This window comes from Chloroflexus aurantiacus J-10-fl (assembly GCF_000018865.1).
Classification (GTDB): domain Bacteria; phylum Chloroflexota; class Chloroflexia; order Chloroflexales; family Chloroflexaceae; genus Chloroflexus; species Chloroflexus aurantiacus.
The window spans coordinates 4609087-4628965 of sequence record NC_010175.1; the positions used below are offsets into that span (position 1 = coordinate 4609087).

Annotated in this window: 14 protein-coding genes; 8 read left to right on the forward strand and 6 right to left on the reverse strand. The window is 58.8% G+C overall.

Translation table 11 applies throughout. From position 1 onward, the window contains the following. The first annotated feature begins 14 nt into the window (after positions 1-14). The 4 genes from CAUR_RS18055 to CAUR_RS18070 all read left to right on the forward strand — a co-directional run bounded on the left by CAUR_RS18055 (position 15) and on the right by CAUR_RS18070 (position 7053). On the forward strand, positions 15-2165 hold the full coding sequence (locus CAUR_RS18055; RefSeq protein ID WP_242604968.1) for a hypothetical protein: 2151 nt from the start codon (positions 15-17) through the stop codon (positions 2163-2165). A 3-nt stretch (positions 2166-2168) separates the two neighbouring features. After that, complete coding sequence (locus CAUR_RS18060) at positions 2169-3290, forward strand: glycosyltransferase family 4 protein (RefSeq protein WP_012259281.1); 1122 nt, start codon at positions 2169-2171, stop codon at positions 3288-3290. A 49-nt stretch (positions 3291-3339) separates the two neighbouring features. Next, the gene (locus CAUR_RS18065; RefSeq protein ID WP_012259282.1) at positions 3340-4563 is read left to right on the forward strand and encodes a glycosyltransferase family 4 protein; all 1224 of its coding nucleotides are present in this window, start codon (positions 3340-3342) and stop codon (positions 4561-4563) included. 453 nt (positions 4564-5016) lie between these two features. Beyond that, the gene (locus CAUR_RS18070; protein ID WP_012259283.1) at positions 5017-7053 is read left to right on the forward strand and encodes a monovalent cation:proton antiporter family protein; all 2037 of its coding nucleotides are present in this window, start codon (positions 5017-5019) and stop codon (positions 7051-7053) included. A 332-nt stretch (positions 7054-7385) separates the two neighbouring features. Here the strand turns inward: CAUR_RS18070 and CAUR_RS18075 are convergent, their stop codons facing one another. Then, the gene (locus CAUR_RS18075) at positions 7386-10079 is read right to left on the reverse strand and encodes a beta-galactosidase (protein ID WP_012259284.1); all 2694 of its coding nucleotides are present in this window, start codon (positions 10077-10079) and stop codon (positions 7386-7388) included. A gap of 40 nt (positions 10080-10119) precedes the next feature. Next, positions 10120-12030 (reverse strand): glycoside hydrolase family 31 protein, encoded by a 1911-nt coding sequence (locus CAUR_RS18080; RefSeq protein ID WP_012259285.1) that lies wholly within the window; start codon positions 12028-12030, stop codon positions 10120-10122. A gap of 269 nt (positions 12031-12299) precedes the next feature. On the opposite strand from CAUR_RS18080, the gene CAUR_RS18085 reads away from it, so the two are divergent. From CAUR_RS18085 to CAUR_RS18100, 4 genes are all read left to right on the forward strand, one after another. Beyond that, positions 12300-12581 (forward strand): hypothetical protein, encoded by a 282-nt coding sequence (locus tag CAUR_RS18085; protein WP_179944192.1) that lies wholly within the window; start codon positions 12300-12302, stop codon positions 12579-12581. After that, positions 12574-12855 (forward strand): hypothetical protein, encoded by a 282-nt coding sequence (locus CAUR_RS18090; RefSeq protein ID WP_052303790.1) that lies wholly within the window; start codon positions 12574-12576, stop codon positions 12853-12855. Before CAUR_RS18085 ends, CAUR_RS18090 begins: the two co-directional genes overlap by 8 nt. Positions 12856-13278: 423 nt before the next feature. Next, the gene (locus tag CAUR_RS18095; protein ID WP_012259286.1) at positions 13279-14298 is read left to right on the forward strand and encodes a LacI family DNA-binding transcriptional regulator; all 1020 of its coding nucleotides are present in this window, start codon (positions 13279-13281) and stop codon (positions 14296-14298) included. Between the two features lie 54 nt (positions 14299-14352). Continuing rightward, a complete protein-coding gene (locus CAUR_RS18100) occupies positions 14353-15459 on the forward strand; it encodes an ABC transporter ATP-binding protein (protein ID WP_012259287.1) in 1107 nt (368 codons plus the stop codon). Positions 15460-15570: 111 nt separating this feature from the next. Here CAUR_RS18100 and CAUR_RS18105 read toward each other — a convergent pair whose 3' ends face one another. The 4 genes from CAUR_RS18105 to CAUR_RS18120 all read right to left on the reverse strand — a co-directional run bounded on the left by CAUR_RS18105 (position 15571) and on the right by CAUR_RS18120 (position 19551). After that, on the reverse strand, positions 15571-16305 hold the full coding sequence (locus tag CAUR_RS18105; RefSeq protein WP_012259288.1) for a Bpu10I family restriction endonuclease: 735 nt from the start codon (positions 16303-16305) through the stop codon (positions 15571-15573). 172 nt (positions 16306-16477) lie between these two features. Further along, positions 16478-17719, reverse strand: a complete 1242-nt coding sequence (locus CAUR_RS18110) for a DNA methyltransferase (RefSeq protein ID WP_012259289.1) — start codon at positions 17717-17719, stop codon at positions 16478-16480. Between the two features lie 45 nt (positions 17720-17764). Beyond that, complete coding sequence (gene argC, locus CAUR_RS18115) at positions 17765-18766, reverse strand: N-acetyl-gamma-glutamyl-phosphate reductase (protein ID WP_012259290.1); 1002 nt, start codon at positions 18764-18766, stop codon at positions 17765-17767. A 374-nt stretch (positions 18767-19140) separates the two neighbouring features. Continuing rightward, positions 19141-19551, reverse strand: coding sequence for a DUF2237 family protein (locus CAUR_RS18120; protein WP_012259291.1), 411 nt, complete (start codon positions 19549-19551; stop codon positions 19141-19143). Positions 19552-19879 lie beyond the last annotated feature (328 nt).

The window sequence follows — 19879 nt, forward strand, 5'->3', positions numbered from 1 at the left end:
ACAAAATAGCTCTTATGCGGATAGGAGCAGCGTATCTGGCGATCACGTTCCTGGTGATCGGGATCAACTGGTTGCTGGCGAACGTTAGCCAACCGTTGACTCTCGCCCCGGCGAGTGCCAGCCGCTGGCTGCTGGCCGGATTGAACCAGGTCGAAACGAGCGAATTTGGTGATTTTCGCTGGACAGATGGCGAGAGTCGGGTGTGCATTGATGGGGTTGGTTATGCCCCGCGTAGTCTGGTCCATGTACGACTGGCGGGTGGCTATGCCCGCGCGCTTGGTACCGAAACCGCCAGTCTGCACGTCGGGCAGGCAGCGCCTGTTACTGTCGCCCTGGCACCAGAATTGCGTCGTTACACCCTGTTGACCGGTTCTGATCAACAGCCGGGAGCAGCGGTGTGTTTAACTATTCAGAGCAACGCAGTTCGCGATCCGAACAATCCGCGCTGGCTTGGCGTTCCCTTCCATGGCTTGACCGTCCAGCCACTTGCGGCGGCAGGTGCCGTGATGCCGGCACCACAGGCGTTGGCCGTTGGCCTCGCGCTGGCGATTGGCTGGCTGGCAATCTTGCATCTGAGTGGTGTGCCACTCTTGCTGGCAACCATCATAGTAACGCTTGGCAGTGGTCTGATCGGGTACAGCCTGGCCGCTGGGCTGGTGCCGTTCGGTGCCGGTACCCTGCGCTGGGCCTTGCCAACGGTCGGCGGTATCTGGATGGGTGTGGTCGGCCTGGCAATAGCCCGCCGGTGGCCGCTGCGTCAGGATTGGCTCAATGAACTGGCTGCCATCCTCTTCTGGAGTATTGCCATTCTCGGCGCATTCTGGCTGCTGCAACGGATCAGTGGCCACAGCGGAGTCTGGCCACTCAAATCGCGGATCGATCCCTCACCAACGTGGTGGGTGGTATTGCCGATTGCGGTTGCTATCATCTGGTTCGTAGTCGGCTTCCGCTGGCTGCACCGTCCGCTCGCGCCGGTACCGGTGGTGGTGTATACCCTGATCGGTGCATTCGGTTTGCCGGTATTATTTGACATAATTGTTCATGGGTTGGATGCGCCAATTGCTCTCTTTCGTGACAGCCCCTACGAATACCTGCGCGACACGCCGCAGGTGGCCGGCGATCCACTCGGTTTTCTGGCCAACTTCGAGACGATTGCCCCTGGCCTTTCGGTGCATGGCAGCACTCACCCACCGGGCGCGATCCTGTTCTTGTGGCTGATAGAGCAGCTTTTCGGCGCGGGGGCAGTGGCAACCAGTTGGATCACGATTGTTCTCACCGCCTGCCTGCCGTTGATTGCGGTCTGGCTTGGCTGGCAGTTGGGAGGGGGGCGGCTGGGACTGATGGCGGGCATGATCGCTGTTGTGCTTCCCGGTCAGATGGTGTACGGTGTCACCTCGCTGGATGGCGTGTTCAGTCTGTTGATCGCCACCGGTGCAGCCGCCTTCTTTCTCGCCCTTGAACCACCGTATCGACTGTGGCTGGCGGTTGTTGCCGGCCTCGCAATTGCTGCTGCGCTCTTTATGACCTACGCGGCCACCCAGCTCTTCTTCTTTGGCGTTGCCGCAGTCGGGTTTGCGCTGGTGCGTCATACACCGCACCAGGGATGGCGCACGACGCTGATTGCACTTATCCGCCAGGGTGTCGTGACCGCCGGGATTATCATTGTCATCTACCTGATCATCTTCGTCACCACCGGTTTCAATGTCATCAGTGCATCACGAACCGCAACAATGATCAACGGCGAGATGATGGAGCGTTTTCGCGAATACGGGCCACCGCCAACGCCGTTCCTGCCCCCCAGCTACGACTATTACCTGCGGTTTGCGGCAGCCAACCTGGTTTCGTATCTGGTCTTTCTGACCCCGTGGGCACTGGCTGCACTCAGCATGCTCTATCTGCGGGCAGGTAGCGTCGGCTGGCAACCACAGTGGGCAGCCTTACTGGGAGCGCTGGGGGTCTTTGTCCTTGGCATGTGGCTGAGCGGCCTGTTCAACCGCGAGGTTGAACGAATCTGGATGTTTACCTACCCGCTGGCAGCAGTTCTGGTGGCATACCAGATCGGTGATGGAACGGAACGCCGGCAACGGTGGCGGCTGGCCATCTATCTGGGTTTGACCCTGGCCTTGTTTGTGGTGATGAAATTGACGCTCTACACCATCTGGTAAGGTATGCGCATCGCCCTCTACAACCTGACCACCACCACCAAAATCGGTGGGGTAGAGAGTTTTGTCTGGGACCTGGCTCGTGAACTGGCCCAGCGCGGTCATGCGGTTGATATTTTGGGTGGGGTCGGGAATCGACGCGAAACGGCACCGGGAGTACGTGTGCTTACCTTCCCATTTATTTCGCGTCGCTTCTGGCAGGCGTTCCCGCTGCTGCGCCGGGCTTATGCCGAAGCAAAGCTGCTGGAGCGGCTGACGATGGCGGTTGCCGCACTCCCCACCCTGGTGCGCGAGAAGTATCAGATTATCCATCTGCAAAAACCGTATGATCTGGCACCGGCGCTACTGGCACGCCGGCTTAGCGGAGCGCGCGTCATCCTTGGTTGCCACGGTGAAGACTTTTACCGTGGCGATACCTGGCTGGCACGGCGAGTGGACGCTGCGGTCTCGTGTTCGCGTTTCAATGCGCAGACGATTGCCGGTCGCTACGGCTTCATGCCGGAGGTGGTTTTCAACGGGATTGATACCAGTCTGTTCCGTCCACAGCCACCTGATCCAACTCTGCGCGAACGGCTTGGCGTGTCGTCGACCGTGCCCCTGCTCCTCTTTGTTGGTCGGCTCCAACCGTGGAAAGGGGTAGAGACGGCAATTCGGGCACTCTGTCACATCGATCAGGCAATCCTGGTCATTGCCGGTGATGGCGAAGATCGGCCACGGTTGGCGGCGATTGCGCGTGAACTCGGAGTGAGTGAACGGGTTCGCTTTCTGGGGAGTGTGCCGCGCCAGCATCTGCCGGCGCTCTACGCTACTGTCGATCTGCTGCTGGCAACCAGCTATGCCAGCGAAACGTTTGGCATTGGGCCGGTCGAAGCGCAGGCGTGCGGATTACCGGTTGTAGCAACCCGTTTCGGAGGCTTTCCCGAAGTCGTCGCCGAGGGTCAGACCGGGCTACTGGTACCGCCTCGCGATCCGGCGGCGCTGGCTGCGGCTGTCAATAGTCTGCTCTCCGATCCGGCACGTCGGGCAGCGCTGGCCGCGGCTGCGCCGGCGTGGGCAGCCCAGTTTGCCTGGCCGGCGGTAGTGGATCGGATCGAGGCGGTCTATCGGGCTGTCCTGCAAACTAACTGACGGTACGGTTTACCGGTTATCGTTACTCTACAACAACGTGTGACAAGCCATGCGCATTTTGATCATTGGACTTGGCGGTATCAGTCGTCATTTTCGTAACTGGCCCGAACGCACCCTGGGACAGGCACTGGTGGCCGCCGGGCATGAGGTGATGGCACTTACGTACTGGCAACCCGATCAGCCCCATCTCGGCCTCACGGCTCGCAGGGAAGAGATTGATGGCATTGTGGTACGGCGGGTACGACCGCAGATCTGGCCCGGACGTGAAACGATTGCTGCGCTTGAGTCGTTACCGCGCCCCGACATTGCCCACATCATCCATCCGCGCAACGTCCTGGCATTGCAGGCCGTGCGCTGGCTGCGCAGACACAACATCCCCATCGTGTGGACATGGCTCGGCCCCTACCATGATCGCTGGCTGGTTGCCGACCGGGAACGGCCTTACGAATCTTCCATCCATCCCGAACGCTTAATCTACTCGTTACCGCAGATCGTTCGGCGTGGTTTACGCGACTGGCAGTGGCGTGATCACTGGCGCAACTACGCCATTCACCGCCCGTTGCGCGATGTCGCTGCCTTCATCCCCTGTTCACACCACGAAGCGCAGGTGTTGCGCTCACTCGGTTTCAATCAACCGATGACAGTCGTTCCGCTCTGGCTCGACATGCACTTTATGAACGGGCCGGCACCGATCCTGGAACCGACCTTTACCTATCCGATCATTCCCTACATCGGCCAACTGACCCCCCGCAAAGGCTATGATCTGCTGGTTGCCGCAATGCCGACGATCATTGCCCGCTATCCACAGGCCAGCTTCGTCTTCGTCACCCATAACCCTGCGCAACGTGCCGAGCTGCAACGGCTGGCCGCCGAGGCCGGTGTCGCGGCAAATCTCCACTTTCTCGGTACGCTGAGTGAGGAACAAAAGCTCGCCCTTCTGCGCGCCAGTGCCGTCTTACCGTTTCCATCACGCTACGAAGGATTCGGGCTGCCTGTTCTGGAAGGCATGGCCGCCGGTGTACCGGTCGTCAGCACCGATATTCCGGTCATTAATGAACTTATCCGCGACGGAGAAGATGGTCTGCTTGTCCCCTACAACGACGCGGCTGCACTGGCGAACGCAATCCTTCGCCTGCTCGATGATGAGGCACTGCGGGCCCGGATCATTGCTGGTGGGCGGCGAGCAATAGCCGAACGGTTTGCACCACAGCGACTGGTTACTCAGGTGTTGGCAGTCTATGAGCAGGTGGTCAGGAGTGGCAACACGTCGTGAAGGGCTGGTCAATGATTGCTTCGTGGGAGTTGTATTACCAGTATGCAGAAGCAGGCGGGTAGTAGCAACACGTGGTGAAAGGGCTGGTCAATGATTGATTGTCTCGGCGATGACACACCGTATGAACCAGATTTGATATAACACCCGCATCGAAACATCCTCGCCTATATCTATCTCTTCTAGCCCACTTCCCATCTCCTATTTCCTCACTCCTATTTCCTCACTCCTATTTCCTCACTCCTATTTCCTCACTCCTATTTCCTCACTCCTATTTCCTCACTCCTATTTCCTCACTCCTATTTCCTCACTCCTATTTTCCCCTCCCACTTTGACAGACAGCGCCGTATTCTTTATCATAACAACACTCTCCTGAATCTACGCCATGCTGCGTACATGTTTCCCGTTCCCCGTTGATCTGAAAAAGATGTTGCTTTTCGCAATTGGAGTAGAGCAATGCATCAAGATATTTCATTGTTGGCAAATCTGGCTATTGCATTGATGGTGGCCTTCGCCGGTGGCTTGCTGGCCCGCAGAATTGGCCTGCCGACTATCGTCGGCTACCTGCTGGCCGGGATGGCGATTGGCCCGTTTACCCCTGGCTTTGTCGGTGATGTTGAAGACATCAGCCAGCTTGCCGAAATTGGCGTGATCTTTCTGATGTTTGGGGTTGGTCTCCATTTTTCTCTGAAAGATTTGTGGGCTGTGCGCCAGGTGGCATTGCCGGGCGCAATCTTGCAGATGACGATTGCCACTGCGCTGGGGTTTGCGCTCAGCCAGGTGTGGGGATGGAACCCGTTGTCGGGTCTGATCCTTGGTCTCTCCATCTCGATTGCCAGTACGGTGGTGCTATTGCGGGGATTGATGGATAACGGCTTGTTGAGCACCAGTGCCGGACGGATCGCCGTCGGCTGGCTGGTGTTGGAAGACCTGGCAACGGTGTTGATCCTGGTGTTGTTGCCGATTATCTTTGGTGGTCAGGGAGAGCAATCATTCCTATCCGGCACCTTCTCGCTGCTAAAGGCCGCCCTGTTTGTGGTCGTGATGCTCTTCATCGGCAGACGACTCTTGCCGAAGCTACTTGACATAATTGCGAGCACCCGATCCCGCGAGTTGTTCATTCTCGCCGCGGTTGCCATTGCTCTGGGGACAGCGTTTGGTGCCGCTGCGTTCTTCGATGTCTCGCTGGCCCTGGGGGCGTTTCTGGCCGGTGTAGTGCTGAGCGAGTCACAGTTTAGCCATCAAATTGGCGACGATGTGCTTCCCTTCCGCGAGACATTTGCTGTGATCTTCTTCGTCTCGGTAGGAATGATCGTGAACCCGCTGTACCTGTGGGCAAACGCTGCACAGGTGCTGACCCTAACCGCCCTGATTGTGTTGGGCAAGGCATTTTTCACTCAGTTGCTCGGTTTTATGCTGCCGGCCAGTGGCCGCACGATGCTGATCGTCGCTGCCGGTCTCAGTCAGATCGGCGAGTTTTCCTTCATTCTGGGAAAGGCCGGGATGCGGCTTGGTTTGCTCTCGCAAGACCAGTACTCGCTGATACTCGCGGGCTCGCTGCTGTCGATAATGGTGAATCCGCTGATGTTTCGTTCTATCAAACCCATCGAACGACTCATGCAGCGACTGTCGCCGCGCCTCTGGGAGCGCTTCGATAGCCATCCCCTCCAGCCCGCCGATCTGGCCCTCCCCAAAGAGGGGCACGTGGTAGTGGTTGGCTATGGGCGGGTTGGTCAACACATCGTTACCGTCCTTGAACGGCTGGGGATTCCGCGCCTGGTGGTTGAGATCGATTCGGGGCGGGCTGCCGAATTTAATGCCCGTGGTGTTCCCACGCTCTTCGGCGATGCTGCCAATTCCGACGTGCTAATCCATGCGGGTCTGGAACGAGCGCGGGCGCTGGTGGTGACCCTGCCCGACGAGACGGCAACCGAGATGGTGGTGGCAGCGGCGCGCAAGATCGCGCCGAATCTCCCGATCATTGCCCGTGCGGCGACAACGAAGGGGGTAGGCCGGCTGCTCAATCTCGGTGCGCACGATGTCATTCACCCCGAACTGGAAGGCGGTCTGGAAGTTATGCGCCATACGCTGCTCTGTCTGGGGTACCCGGCCACTCAGGTGCAGGGCTATACCGATGCCGTGCGGCGTGACGAGTATGATACCTCGGTCTCCAGCCCTGCCGAGCACCAGGCGCTCGATCAAATGGTACGCGCTGCACGCGGGATCGAGATTGCCTGGCGGCTGGTTGGCGAACGCAGTCCAATCGTCGGCCAATCGCTGGCCGAAGCGAATATTCGTGCCCGCACCGGCGCCTCGGTGATCGCGCTGATCCGCGATCAACAGCTCATTGCCAACCCCAAGTCGAGTACCATCTTCCGCCCCGGTGATCTGCTCGGTCTGATCGGTGAGAGCGATCAGATCGCGGCTGCCGAGCAGTTACTGGCCGACACCCCGGCACCAGCACTGGCGCTGGCCGAGGAGCGTACCGTGTGAGGGGGGCATATCCTGCGGGGGGAGTGGGGAATGGGGAGTAGGGAGAGGAGATGGGCATGCTCCGTATGGCTTCCGGTCACCGCGATCCTGGCCCCCCTCCTAGCCCCCCGCTAGGGGGAGGAGCCGAGCGAGTGCCCCCCAGCGGGGGGAAGCGGCGCAGGTGTTCCCCCGCCCCCAGCGGGGGCGGGCTGGGGTGGGGGTGATCCTTCAGTGCCACCGGCCACCAACCCGACGGATGGCCCCGACACCCCGCCCCCAGCGGGGTGGGCTGGGGTGGGGGATATACACCCCTCTCCCGCGTGCTACGCGGGAGAGGGGCCGGGGGTGAGGGCTTACCCCTCATACACCAGCTCAAGCGCACCGCTCCGCGCCTGTTCGACGAAGAGCAGCAATTCGTTCTGGGCCGTCAGCCATGACACCGGCAGTTTATACTCCTCTTGTGGCCCAATCTGCCAGAAACGCCCGCAATTCTGGCCGTTGAGCCAGATTTGGCCTTTGTCGAGCGTGCCGGGGCGCACCGCCAGTCGGCGCAGGTTCGTCGGCAGGTCACTGCGCGCAAACACAGCCTGTACAAAAGCGGGGCCGGTTGGCGGCGCCGGTTGATCGCTCACCGTCACACCGGCCCGGAAACTCCAGCGCGCCGGTAGGGGCCGCTCAGCGTCGTAGCTGATAAGGGTCGCTCGCCACGGCGCACCGGCGTAGTTGAGAATCTGCAAGGCCAGCGTGTTGATCCCTGGTCTAAGCAGGTCGGTGATGTCGGTGGCGATGAAGCCACCGCTGCGGTGGCGACTGAAACGCTCGACGGCAATGCCGTTGACGAAGAATGCACCCGAATTGCGGTCGCCGGTGATGTGGACGCGGTAGCGTCTGCCGGCAACAACTTCGATGGTGCGAATCAGCCAGACCATCGGCCCCGCCCAGGCAAAGCGACCGAGATGTACGTTGACTGCATCGGGGCGGGCCGCCCATGGCTTGACGTTGGCAACGGCTTCACCGGCGAACTGCACCTCTTGCCAGTAGGCCGCCCAACCGTCCGAGATGTCGGCCTGAGCGCCATCAAGGTACAGGGGCGCCAGTAATCCTTTTCGTTCCCCCAGATTCAAGCCGTAATTGAAACGGCCCAGATTATCGACCAGCAGCCGCAGATCGTGCCGACCGGCAGGCAGGCTGAGGGGCAGCGTGTAGCGTGGCCCATGCGGATGCACACCGAGGACGCCGATAAATTCGCCGTTGAGCAACACAAGGGCGCGGTCGTTGAGTTCGGGTACAGCCAGGACGGTATCTAACGGCGCGGTCAAGTCTACTTCCGCTCGATACCAGCCGTAGCCATACGGGCAGCCGATCTGTTCGAGAGGGGCAGGGCCGGGAATCGGCTGCCAGTCGGTGTCGGCAGTCGCTTCCAGCACTGCAAAGGCGCGGGTAGGCAACATCGTGCGTTGAACCGGCGCGGCTGCCGGCAACGGTTGACTACCGTAGCGTTCGGCCAGGCGTTGTGGCAGCAACTCGATCAACAAAGCGTGATCTTCCCAGGCCACTTCAATCCGGCGTCCGTCAGCCGTAATCCAGTACTCGATCTGGAGCGTCTGATCGCGTAAACGCACTCTGGCCGTCAGTCCGGCATCATCGGCGTGAATGCCAACCGGTGGACTGGGAAGCTGCAAGGTCAGGTTGCCCTGCTCACCCTCGTGGCCGTAGATAACCAGCGTGCCCTGATCGGGCCAGTAACCGAGGATGCGCCCGGTATGGCCGGTGATGGTAATCCCGCTCTCACCCAACGGCAGATTGGCAAAGATAGGCCGGATACTCGTTGGCTCAACTTCAACACTCAGGTGTTCGCCATCGGGCAGAAAGACCTCGTAACTGGTCGCTTCCAGACCGGGATTCATCAGGAAGGTGGCACAGAACTGTTGCCACGCGGGTGGCGCCGAAGGGCCGGCGCGCACGGTACGGTACGGCTGGGCACCGCCCTCACTCCTTCCGGCAACAGCCATCGGCGCTATCACCGTCATCCCGCCGGGAATCGCATCGGCCAGCACTGCCGAAAGCTCGGCCCCGAAACAGCTTAGGAAGAGATGATGACGGCGGGCAACCAGCGCCTTTGCGGTCAGCCGACCATACTCATCCACCGGAGCGTCATAGTCGTAGCTGGTCGTCATATGGATCAGGTCACCGCCGACGGTACGCCCACCCCAGAAACCGAAATTGGTGCCGCCGGCCCACATCCAGTGACTGAAACCGGCACATCCCACGGCGGTAAGCTGGTGGAGAGTCATGTCGAGTTTGGCCGCAGTCTTACGGGTCTGGCGATGGCCGCCCCAATTGTCGAACCAGCCACTCCACAACTCCGACACGATCAGCGGATTATCGGGCCAAAGCTGGCGGGTTTGCACCAGCTTCTCAGCAATCCCACTCCAGCCATTGCGAAACTCTGGATAGCCGGGCATTGCCCCCACACAGGTGTACTGGGGAACGACGATACCGCGCTCCAGGGCGGCCTGAGCCAGTGTCTGTTGATGCGTATCGGCTCCGTACACCCCCGACGCCCAGTGCTCATTCTCGATCTGGCAGAGAATAATCGGGCCGCCGTGCGGATACTGGCGCGGCACCAGGATCGGCATCAGCGTATCGAACCAGCGCAACACCGCATCGCGGAACGCCGGATCATCGCTGCGCAAACGCATATCACCGCTGGCCGTCAACCAGGCCGGCAAACCACCATTCTCCCATTCGGCGCAGATGTATGGGCCGGGGCGCACAATCGCTTTCAGGCCCAATTCGTGACACAAATCGAGAAACGCCCCCAAATCGGCTTCCTCGCTAAAATCGAACTCACCGGGTTGTGGTTCGTGCCGGTTCCATGGGATCACCGTATCAATGGTATTGAGACCGGCCCAGCGCGCCTGTTCGAGCAGCGGTCGCCACTCGGCCCGCGGCCAGCGAAAGTAGTGGACACAACCGGAGAGCAGATAAAAGGGTTTTCCATCAAGCTCGATGCCGTTACGATGAACGCGAACGGAGTGCTGCATATACACCTCACAGCTCTGTTGTTTTATGGGATTGACCGGTTCATTGGCCCGACCGTTCATCCTGTCGCTCGAAGAGCGGCATCTGCTCAAGCGGCGCCGGTACATCGGTGAGAGCGACTGGCCCTTGATGAATCGCACCACTCCAGTAGTCACGCCAGACGCCTGCCGGCAGGTAGACATCGCGCCGGCGCTGACCAGGGCGGACAACCGGTGCCACCAGATAGCGAGCACCGAGCAGGAACTGATCATCGCAATGCAATGCCTGCGTATCCGTTGGCGCGTACCAGAAGAGGGGGCGCACAAGTGGTGTGCCGTCGCGCAGATTCTCTTCGATCAGCGTTGCCAGATACGGCGTCAGATCAACGTGGAGCTGCGCATACTGGCGGCAAATAGCGTCAACCTCGGCGCCGTACTGCCACGGATGAACGCTGAATTGCATCGTTGGCAACAACGCACAGAGTTGCGTCCAGCGCACCATCAGCTCGCCATCCGGCACCTCATCCTGATACGCATTCCCGCCGATCATATCCGGCAGCACAAACGGATAACCACACAGACTGAGCGTCAGCGCCTGTGTTAGCACACTGTGCAGACCATTATCAATCCCCCAGCGACTCCACTTATCCCACTCGCGGTAGAGAATGCCACGCCGCTGACCGCGCCAACCGACGCGCACCTCGGTATAGGCAAAGTGATCGGCCACAAATTCGGTGTAGCGGTCGGCATAGCGACGGCGCGGCTCGCGCGCGTAACAGATGGCATCGGGCGGGATAAAATTGGCTTCACCGGCATCAAACTTAAACCCATCGACCCCGGTCTCTGCCTGAAGAGCACGTAGTTCACTGAGCCACCACGCCACCGCTTCAGGATTGGTCATATCGAGCACACCGCCGTAGCCCTGCCACCACCGCACCAGATAAGGTGCATTATCGGCGGGATGACGGATCAAATAGCCGCGCCGTGCCGCGACCGCAAAGGCTGGGTCAGCCGGATCGAAAAACGTTGGTGTCCAGAGCGTCACCTTAAAACCGGCTGCGTGCAGCTCATCCACCATCGCCCGCGGATCGGGGAACTTCCGCGGATCGAACACATACGCCCCATAGCCCCGTTGCCAGCGATCATCAATCTCCAGCACCGAGTAGGGATAACCACGGGCAACGATCTGAGCTGCAAAATCGGACACATCCCGTTGCGTGACCGGCATCTTATAATGTGCCCAGGTCGTCCAGATCGGGCGGCTAAACAACTCCAGCGGTGGCGCAGCGGACGGTCGGCCCAACAGTGGCAGTGCCGTGTAAAACGCAGCCGGCGCATTGGCTGCCAGGATCACCTGGGCAACCAGGGCCGGGCCAGGCGCGGCATAGCGTTCATCGAAGCCGAGCGTAGGCGGCGGTGGTGCCTCGCGCGCAGTGATACGTAACAACCCATCACCGTCGCGGTTCATCGTCACTGCCAGCTCTCCATCACCCTCTTCCAGCCAAATCGCAGCCCCGGCAGCATTTACCCAAAAGGGAGTCGCGATATTCAGCGTACCGTCACGACCATGGTCAATTGGCTCGAACGGATCGGAGATCACCACACCACGGTCGAGCGGCCAATGCTGAAACACGCGCTCACCCATACCGTACCAGGGGCGTCCTGGTTCAAGCTGCCATTCAACCCGCAGTGCCGGCAGATGGGGCGGGCCAGACCAGCTCAAGCGAAAGCCGATGGGAGTCGTCTCAATTGTCAGGCGCAGTATCACCTCTGGGCGCGTGGTCGCGTAGTGAAGACGAGCCTGATGGTCGGTAACATCAGCACTTACAACGCCGGTAGTCGGTATATCCGTACCGTAGGCATACGCCGTCGCCCCTCGACAGCACAAGACCGTGCGGCCTTCGTGAGTAAAAACGATCTGACCGTGACCATCGAACGTGGCGGTACCGGCTGGGCTGTGAATGACATGTTGCATGACCGTATCTCCATATCACTTCAGTACACGCACTGATGATACCAGATAGCGGCAAGTATGGGGCAAACTCCGAAGAGCGCTGGGGTGGTTGCACCACAGAGGCACAGAGAGCACAAGGTGAGGGGGTACTTCTTTCCCGCGCATCCTGCACGTGTCGCAGCGTTTGGCGTGCGCCAGCCGTGCTTACGATCCGGTGCGTGGCAGGCCGTTACCCATCCTGGTAACGGGGATGCCGGATGTGTTCGTGACGATCATCGAGTCGGTCAGGTATGAATGAGCTGCCTGCGCGTAGACGTTTGATTGTACCAGATTCGTGCCTGCGCACTATCCAACGACCACTTACCAGCTCCTGGCCCGGCGGCAGTATGCTGCTCCAGCCGCGCCAGCACGTGCGGGATGGATTGCCTTTCCCGCGCATCCTGCACGTGTCGCGGCGTTTGGCGTGCGCCAGCCGTGCTTACGATCCAATGCGTGGCAGGCCGTTACCCATCCTGGTAACGGGGATGCCGGATGTGTTCGTGACGATCATCGAGTCGGTCAGGTATGAATGAGCTGCCTGCGCGTAGACGTTTGATTGTACCAGATTCGTGCCTGCGCACTATCCAACGACCACTTACCGGCTCCTGGCCCGGCGGCAGTATGCTGCTCCAGCCGCGCCAGCACGTGCGGGATGGATTCCCTTTCCCGCGCATCCTGCACGTGTCGCGGCGTTTGGCGTGCGCCAGCCGTGCTTACGATCCGGTGCGTGGCAGGCCGTTACCCATCCTGGTAACGGGGATGCCGGATGTGTTCGTGACGATCATCGAGTCGGTCAGGTATGAATGAGCTGCCTGCGCGTAGACGTTTGATTGTACCAGATTCGTGCCTGCGCACTATCCAACGACCACTTACCGGCTCCTGGCCCGGCGGCAGTATGCTGCTCCAGCCGCGCCAGCACGTGCGGGATGGATTGCCTTTCCCGCGCATCCTGCACGTGTCGCGGCGTTTGGCGTGCAGCAGCCATGCTGCCGCAGCAGCCGTGCTTGGTGTCTGGCGAGTATCACGTCGTTCACCCTGCCGGTCACGGCAATACTGTTTGTTCTCGTCACGATCATGAGATGATTAACGAGATAACTTCTACCGCCACATCCTCTGTTGTGTCCTCCGTGTCTCTGTGGTGAACTCATCCCTTGACATCAACACATCCGCGTGCTATACTCCACTTAATCGATTAACCGCTTAATCGTTTAACTAACGAGCGAGAAGACCGTGGCTACGATCAAAGATGTTGCGCGCCGGGCACAGGTATCAACCGCAACCGTCTCCTATGTCCTCAACGGGACCGGTGTGATCAGTGAACCAACCCGGGCGCGCGTCTTGGCTGCGGTCGCCGAGCTGGGGTATCAGCCCAACCACAGCGCGCGTGCCCTGCGCACCCGCTCGCACACCATCGGCATTGTCGCTCCCGGCATTGCCGGTCGTCTGGCCGACCCGGCGACCGCCGAACTCCTGGCCGGTTTGAGCGAGGCAGCTACCACCGCCGGTTATTGCCTGTTGATCGCATCCCCCACTCCTGCCGAATCCGAAGACGAACTGGCGTTGCGGCTGGCCCGTAGTGGTCGGGTTGATGGTCTGGTCATCTTCGATCTCCGTCGCAACGACGAGCGACCGGCGCGTCTGGCGGCTGCCGGCGTTCCCACCATTGCCATCGGCGCGCCGACCCCCGGTCTTTCCTGCCCGGTTGCCGGTTTTGATCTCCGTGCCGGCGCTGAACAGGCCGTCAATCACCTGGCGCGGCTCGGTCATCGTCGCATTGCCCTCATCACTGCCGCCTCTGATCTCAGTGTGAGCGAACATTTCTACACTGGCTATCGGGCAGCACTCCATGCCCATGGCCTCCGCCGTGAAGCGGCGCTGGTGATCGAAGCCGGAAGCAGTGAAGACGATGGCGTCAATGCGATGCAGGAGCTGCTGGCAATGCGGACACCACCGACAGCAGTGCTGGCGGCGTCTGATACGCTCGCCTTTGGAGCCATGCACGCCATCCGCGATGCCGGTTTGACGGTGGGGAAGGATGTTTCGGTTGTTGGTTGTGATGATTTACCCCTGGCCGCCCACACCTATCCGCCGCTTACCACGCTCCACGCTCCACATCGCGAGCTTGGTACGGTGCTTGCCCGGCATCTGATCGGGCTGGTTGAACGGCGCAACGTGCCGGATGTAACCCTCCTGCCGTTACGCCTGATCGTTCGTCACTCCACCGCTGCGCCGGTGCGTGCAGCCGGTTGAGGAATATATCGGTTCTTGTGGCGAGGCGTCTCGCCTCACAAAAGGAGTCAGGAAATGGCCTCGATTAAGTATGACCACGTCTGGAAGCGCTTCGGCGAAGTAACCGTGCTCAAGAATCTCGACCTTGACATTGCCGACGGTGAATTTCTGGTGCTGGTGGGTCCTTCGGGCTGCGGAAAGTCAACCGCTCTCCGCTGTCTGGCCGGTCTGGAAGAGATCACCGAGGGCCGCATCTTCATCGGTGACCGTGATGTGACCGACGTTCCACCCAAGGATCGCGACATCGCGATGGTCTTCCAGTCGTATGCGCTCTACCCCCACATGAGCGTCTACGACAACATGGCCTTCGGTCTCAAACTCCGTCGCGTTCCCAAAGCCGAAATCGACCGCCGGGTAAAGGAAGCGGCAGAGATGCTGAGCATCGGCCACCTCCTCGACCGCAAACCCAAAGCGCTTTCGGGTGGTCAGCGCCAGCGTGTTGCGTTGGGCCGCGCCATCGTCCGCGATCCCGCCGTCTTCTTAATGGACGAGCCACTCTCCAACCTTGACGCCAAGCTGCGCGTGCAGACCCGCGCCGAGATCAGCAAGCTCCACCAGCGCCTCAAGACCACCTTCATCTACGTGACCCACGACCAGACCGAGGCGATGACCATGGGGTCACGGATTGCCGTCATGCGTGATGGTATCTTGCAGCAACTCGACACACCCCAGAACCTCTACGACCACCCGGCCAACATGTTTGTGGCCGGCTTCATTGGCAGCCCGGCGATGAACTTCTTCGAGGCGCGCCTGGAGCGCACCGATGGCGGCGTGAGTGTGGTCGTCGGCAAAGATTTCGTCTTGCCGGTGCCGGCAAGCAAGCTCGATCACGTCAGCAGCCACATCGGCAAGAACGTCTACTTCGGCATCCGCCCCGAAGACCTGCACGATGCGCATTTCGTGCCCCGTGGTGTTGACGAACGGGCGAAGGTTCACGCAGCGGTTAACGTGGTTGAGCCGATGGGAGCAGAAATCTACGCCTACGTCGAGAACAGCGGCAAAGAGTTTATCGGTCGCTTCGATCCGCGCTCGAACGCTCGCACCGGCCATACCATCGAAGTGGTCTTCGACATGGAGAAGATGCACATCTTCGACCGCGAAACCGAGAAGGCGTTGACATAATTGTACTGAAGAATCTGGTAGGGGCAGGGATTGTCCCTGCCCCTACCTCGCAGCCCCTACCTCACAACAGTCCTCTGTGCCCGACGGGGCAGTTCTTGTGTCTACACTGCGTTAAAACCATCCGCGCTCAAGCACATCACGTTCATCGGGACTGCGGTCTTCAAGGAGCAACCTCACATGTGTCAAAAATCGCTCGAACACATCCACAGCGAAGGGATTATCGTTGAGATACCTGGCATACAACTCCCGTCCGGCTACACGTCCTGCATATGACGCAAAGAGACTACGAGTCTGCGCTCCCAAACGTCTGGCTTTACGGAGAATAAGAACTTCATCAACGTCTGTACCCGCTGTACTTACCGGGATCATGTCAAGCCATTCACAAATGATCAGGTATTTTGCGCCTGGAACCACCGTTTTGACATCATGCGCTGTGGCACAGGCTTCTTGAAACATTGTTTTATCCAGATTTGTCTTACATTCAGCACAGAGATAAGCAAGGTTCACCTCAAGTTGATCAACCCCCTGAGCGTAGCGAGGATCGAATGATGCTTTCAGGTACATTTGCCTGGAAATAGTAAAGTCATGATCCTTCGTTCGTATTCTTGCTTTGGGTGATGTGCTTATTATTCCTGCGGTCGATGTAAAATATATTGCGCCAAAGCACGATTTCATTCCCAGATCGAGAGTATCTGGAAAATCAGGAAACGCTATCGATACCAAAACCGGCAAAAACTCTTCAATAACAGTGTTGTCAAGCTTAAGCTGACCTTTTTGTCGGTACAAAAAGTCATTTTCGCTATCAAATACAATATCGAGATCAAGAAATAACCGATATTCATTCAATAAGCGAACTGTTCTTTCACAACATCGCTGGTACCGCGAGGTAAGTTAATCAGAGTTTGGCGCCATGTCTGATAACGACTAATAGCTCGTTCAATGCGATCTCTGTCACCAGATGGTAACTTTTCATTCTGTAAAAGAGCACGTAACTTATTGCCATGCGGAGCAGGATACATCATAACGGTACTTCTCTGATTCTCGTTGGATCCAACACTGGTGATGGAAGTATCTCAGAAAGGCGGTTTATTGCATCAGCGAGAAATATCCTCCGGTCAGCGGGAGTACGCTCAAGCGCTTCATTCAGAACCTCACCGGCAATGGAACGTGCCTGTTGGATGAGCAGGTCTTGCGAGGGTAGTTTCCGATCCGAAGGCGGGGTGAGATGGAGAATATCTTCATAGATTCGTTGCCCAAATCTGTTACTGAAAAAACGTTCCTGCTTCAAATGGATATGCATGCCCAGTGCACGAACCGCAATCTGCTCGACAATGTAACCGTTAGCAAAGGGGGTCTTTTGCACACGTGACTCCCGTCCGAGGACAAGAATAATGCGAGCAGCTCTCCTGCCCACACGGCATATCTCGGCAAGCATGAGCGCTATATCAATACAATACTGGACGACCGTTAAAAAACGATTTTGCCTGAATTTCCGATTGGCACCGATTTCTGATTGTCCAGCAACCAATGGATTCCAACCGAGTACCTCGATACCGGTCCGGGCGTTGTGGTGATAATTGAACACGTTCAAGTAGGGCGGCGAAGAGAGTACGAAATCAACCGATTCGTCGGGAAGGTCTATTCGGCGAGCGTCGCCAAATAGCGCTTTGATCGGCGTCTTACTGTAAGGTAGGTTCAGAATAATGCGACGGACCGATGTCCATGCCTGGTGAAGTGCATTCTCATCAGATGCATCCCCATTGAGCATGACAACAAGAGCGTCGAGCAGAATTCTTATCTGAACATCTGGAATTGTCCGCACCCAATCGAAACTATGCATCTGTTGATGAGTAGGGTGTCTGAACAACGGCATCACAAAAGCGTTCGGATGCGCCCGTGCGAGCAGGTCTTCTGCGTTACGCACAAGATTATATCGTTCAGCCACCGGCAGTGTGCAGCACTCGTAAAGCCGGGCAAGTACGTAAGCCGCAGGATTAACGTCAATACCGTAAACGGGTGACCCTAGATGAGCAGCTTCGTACAACACAGTTCCACTTCCCATGCAGGGATCGAGAACCGTTCCACCCTGGGGAGCGTATGACTGCAACAGTACCTCCACGAGTTGGGGGGAGAACTGACCACGCCATGGTAGAAGGTTTTTTCGCGATCTGGTAGCAATATTCAAAACCTCTTGCGGGAGTGGCGCATCGAACGGCAGGACCTCTCTCCGTTGTGGATGGTATGCTATCGGTGTCTTCATAGTTTCAGCGTCGCTGTACAGGGCAGGTAGACATATAACCTGCCCCTACCCCATCAACCCCACCGTCTCAGCAAACCCCAGCAGCAAATTCATATTCTGCACTGCCTGACCGGCGGCCCCCTTCACCAGATTATCGATCACAGCCACCAGAATCGCCCGCCCTGGCTCAACCATCTGATAACCGATCACCACGTGATTCGTGTGTTGCACGTGGCGCAGCTCCGGCAACCGTCCGCCCGGCAAGACATGGACGAAAGGCTCAGCCGCATAGGCATCGGCATAGACTGCGGCCAGCGTTGCCTCGTCAACCCCCGGCTTTAAGTTGACATAAATTGTCGAAAGGATGCCACGGAAGACCGGCAGGAGATGGGGGGCGAAGATGATATGCAGGCCGGTCTCCTGCTCCATTTCGGCCAGATGGCGATGGACACGCCCAACATTGTAGGCACTGAACGTTTCGTGGGTTTCGCCGAAGTGGGTCTTGAGCGACAGCGAGCGACCGGCGCCAGAGACGCCTGACTTACTATCAACAATCACCGTCGAGTCGGCGAGCAGATCGGCGCGCACCAGTGGCACCAGCGGCAGAATGGCGGTCAATGGGTAACAGCCGGTATTGGCAACCAACCGCGCTTGCCGGATTCGCTCGCGATGCAGCTCAGGCAATCCATACACGGCCTGGGCGAGCAACTCCGGTGCCGGATGTTCCTTTCCGCGCCGCGCAGCGTAGACCTGCGGATCACTGATGCGAAAGGTGTCGGAGAAATCGACCACTCTGGCACCCGCAGCCAGCGCTCGTTGCACGATGGGAATCAAATCGGGGGTGTTGTGGGGGAGACAGGTAAAGACGAGATCAACCGTCGCCGGATCGACCTCCTCCACCGCGGTCAATCGCAGATCGCTCAGGATCGGAAAGACCTCGCTCAGGCGCTGCCCGGCAGCAGAGCGAGCGGTTGCAAAGCCTATCTCAACCTCCGGGTGGCGGGAGAGCAGTTTGATCAGCTCAATCCCGGTGTACCCGGTTGCGCCATAGATACCGACACGGGCCATTGGTGCGCTCCTTGTTCAATGAACGAATACCATCTCGTTCATTGTACCGTACTCTCTACCACGTGCGATCAGGCGCGATAGCGATCACAGCCGGGTGAATCTGGCCAAGCCGACGCAAGAACTTCAGAAAACGGGTAAACATACACATGCTCCTCTCACCGACAACCGTACATCTGTGCGTGACGCTTCCCCAAGGCGCATCAATCCACAACGGGAAGTCATCGCTCGCACACGCTGCTTCACGCAGCCGCAAGCCGGACAGAACCGGCGGATGGACGGTCATCTTCTCTGCTGATGCGCCATTTACAGCATAGCATAGCTCCGTTAGACCGGCATCAGCCGAAAGGTAGAGATGTGTTAACGCGGCGATCAGACTACACCGTGCCCGCGTCTTCCTGCACATCCAACGCATGTGCCAGCAGCACTGCGCGTGGAATCACCGTCAGCGCAGCTTCGTGAGTTGCCGCGAGGATCACAGGCGGCGCAACGCCGGCCTCATAGGCTTCCAGCCAGCGCAGCGCGCAGAGACACCAGCGATCACCCGGCTTCAGCCCTGGAAAGCGATATTCGGGTCGGGGCGTGATCAGGTCATTGCCACGGGCACGGCTAAAATGCAAAAACTCCACCGTGACCTGCGCACAGACGACGTGCAAACCGGCGTCGTGCGGGCCGGTGTCACAACAGCCTGTCCGGAAAAAACCGGTCAGCGGTTGCTGACTGCACAGTACCAGCGGGCCACCCAACACATTTCGAGCCGCTGCTGGTTCCCTGCCATTTGTTGACATAAACAACTCCTGGATAACAATGAGCATCTGCTGTATGGTTAGGGTGAATATCGCAATACCTTCGTTTCCTTCATGGTACCAGCAAACAGCGTGCGTGTGGCCCACCAGCCGGTCGTTCAATAGCAGAGCAGGTAACAGCGCTGTAGAACATATTTCCTAAAAGCTGTGGGAAGAACTGACAACCATTGCCGTCGCCAGCGCACGCCGGATTGGGTGCCTTACCCGCGCATTATGCACGTGTCGCGAAGTTTGGAGTGCGGCAGCCATGCTGCCGCGCCAGCCGTGCTCACGACCCAGCGCGTGGCCACCGCTGACTGTGCTGGTCACG

Bases quoted from the DNA above. Each gene is read 5' to 3' on its own strand.
- CAUR_RS18110 (WP_012259289.1), bottom strand. From the start codon at position 17,719: ATGAAGACACCGATAGCATACCATCCACAACGGAGAGAGGTCCTGCCG.
- CAUR_RS18120 (WP_012259291.1), bottom strand. From the start codon at position 19,551: ATGTCAACAAATGGCAGGGAACCAGCAGCGGCTCGAAATGTGTTGGGT.
- CAUR_RS18090 (WP_052303790.1), top strand. From the start codon at position 12,574: ATGAATGAGCTGCCTGCGCGTAGACGTTTGATTGTACCAGATTCGTGC.
- CAUR_RS18055 (WP_242604968.1), top strand. From the start codon at position 15: ATGCGGATAGGAGCAGCGTATCTGGCGATCACGTTCCTGGTGATCGGG.
- CAUR_RS18100 (WP_012259287.1), top strand. From the start codon at position 14,353: ATGGCCTCGATTAAGTATGACCACGTCTGGAAGCGCTTCGGCGAAGTA.
- CAUR_RS18080 (WP_012259285.1), bottom strand. From the start codon at position 12,030: ATGCAACATGTCATTCACAGCCCAGCCGGTACCGCCACGTTCGATGGT.
- CAUR_RS18085 (WP_179944192.1), top strand. From the start codon at position 12,300: ATGAATGAGCTGCCTGCGCGTAGACGTTTGATTGTACCAGATTCGTGC.
- CAUR_RS18070 (WP_012259283.1), top strand. From the start codon at position 5,017: ATGCATCAAGATATTTCATTGTTGGCAAATCTGGCTATTGCATTGATG.
- CAUR_RS18075 (WP_012259284.1), bottom strand. From the start codon at position 10,079: ATGCAGCACTCCGTTCGCGTTCATCGTAACGGCATCGAGCTTGATGGA.
- CAUR_RS18060 (WP_012259281.1), top strand. From the start codon at position 2,169: ATGCGCATCGCCCTCTACAACCTGACCACCACCACCAAAATCGGTGGG.
- CAUR_RS18065 (WP_012259282.1), top strand. From the start codon at position 3,340: ATGCGCATTTTGATCATTGGACTTGGCGGTATCAGTCGTCATTTTCGT.
- argC (WP_012259290.1), bottom strand. From the start codon at position 18,766: ATGGCCCGTGTCGGTATCTATGGCGCAACCGGGTACACCGGGATTGAG.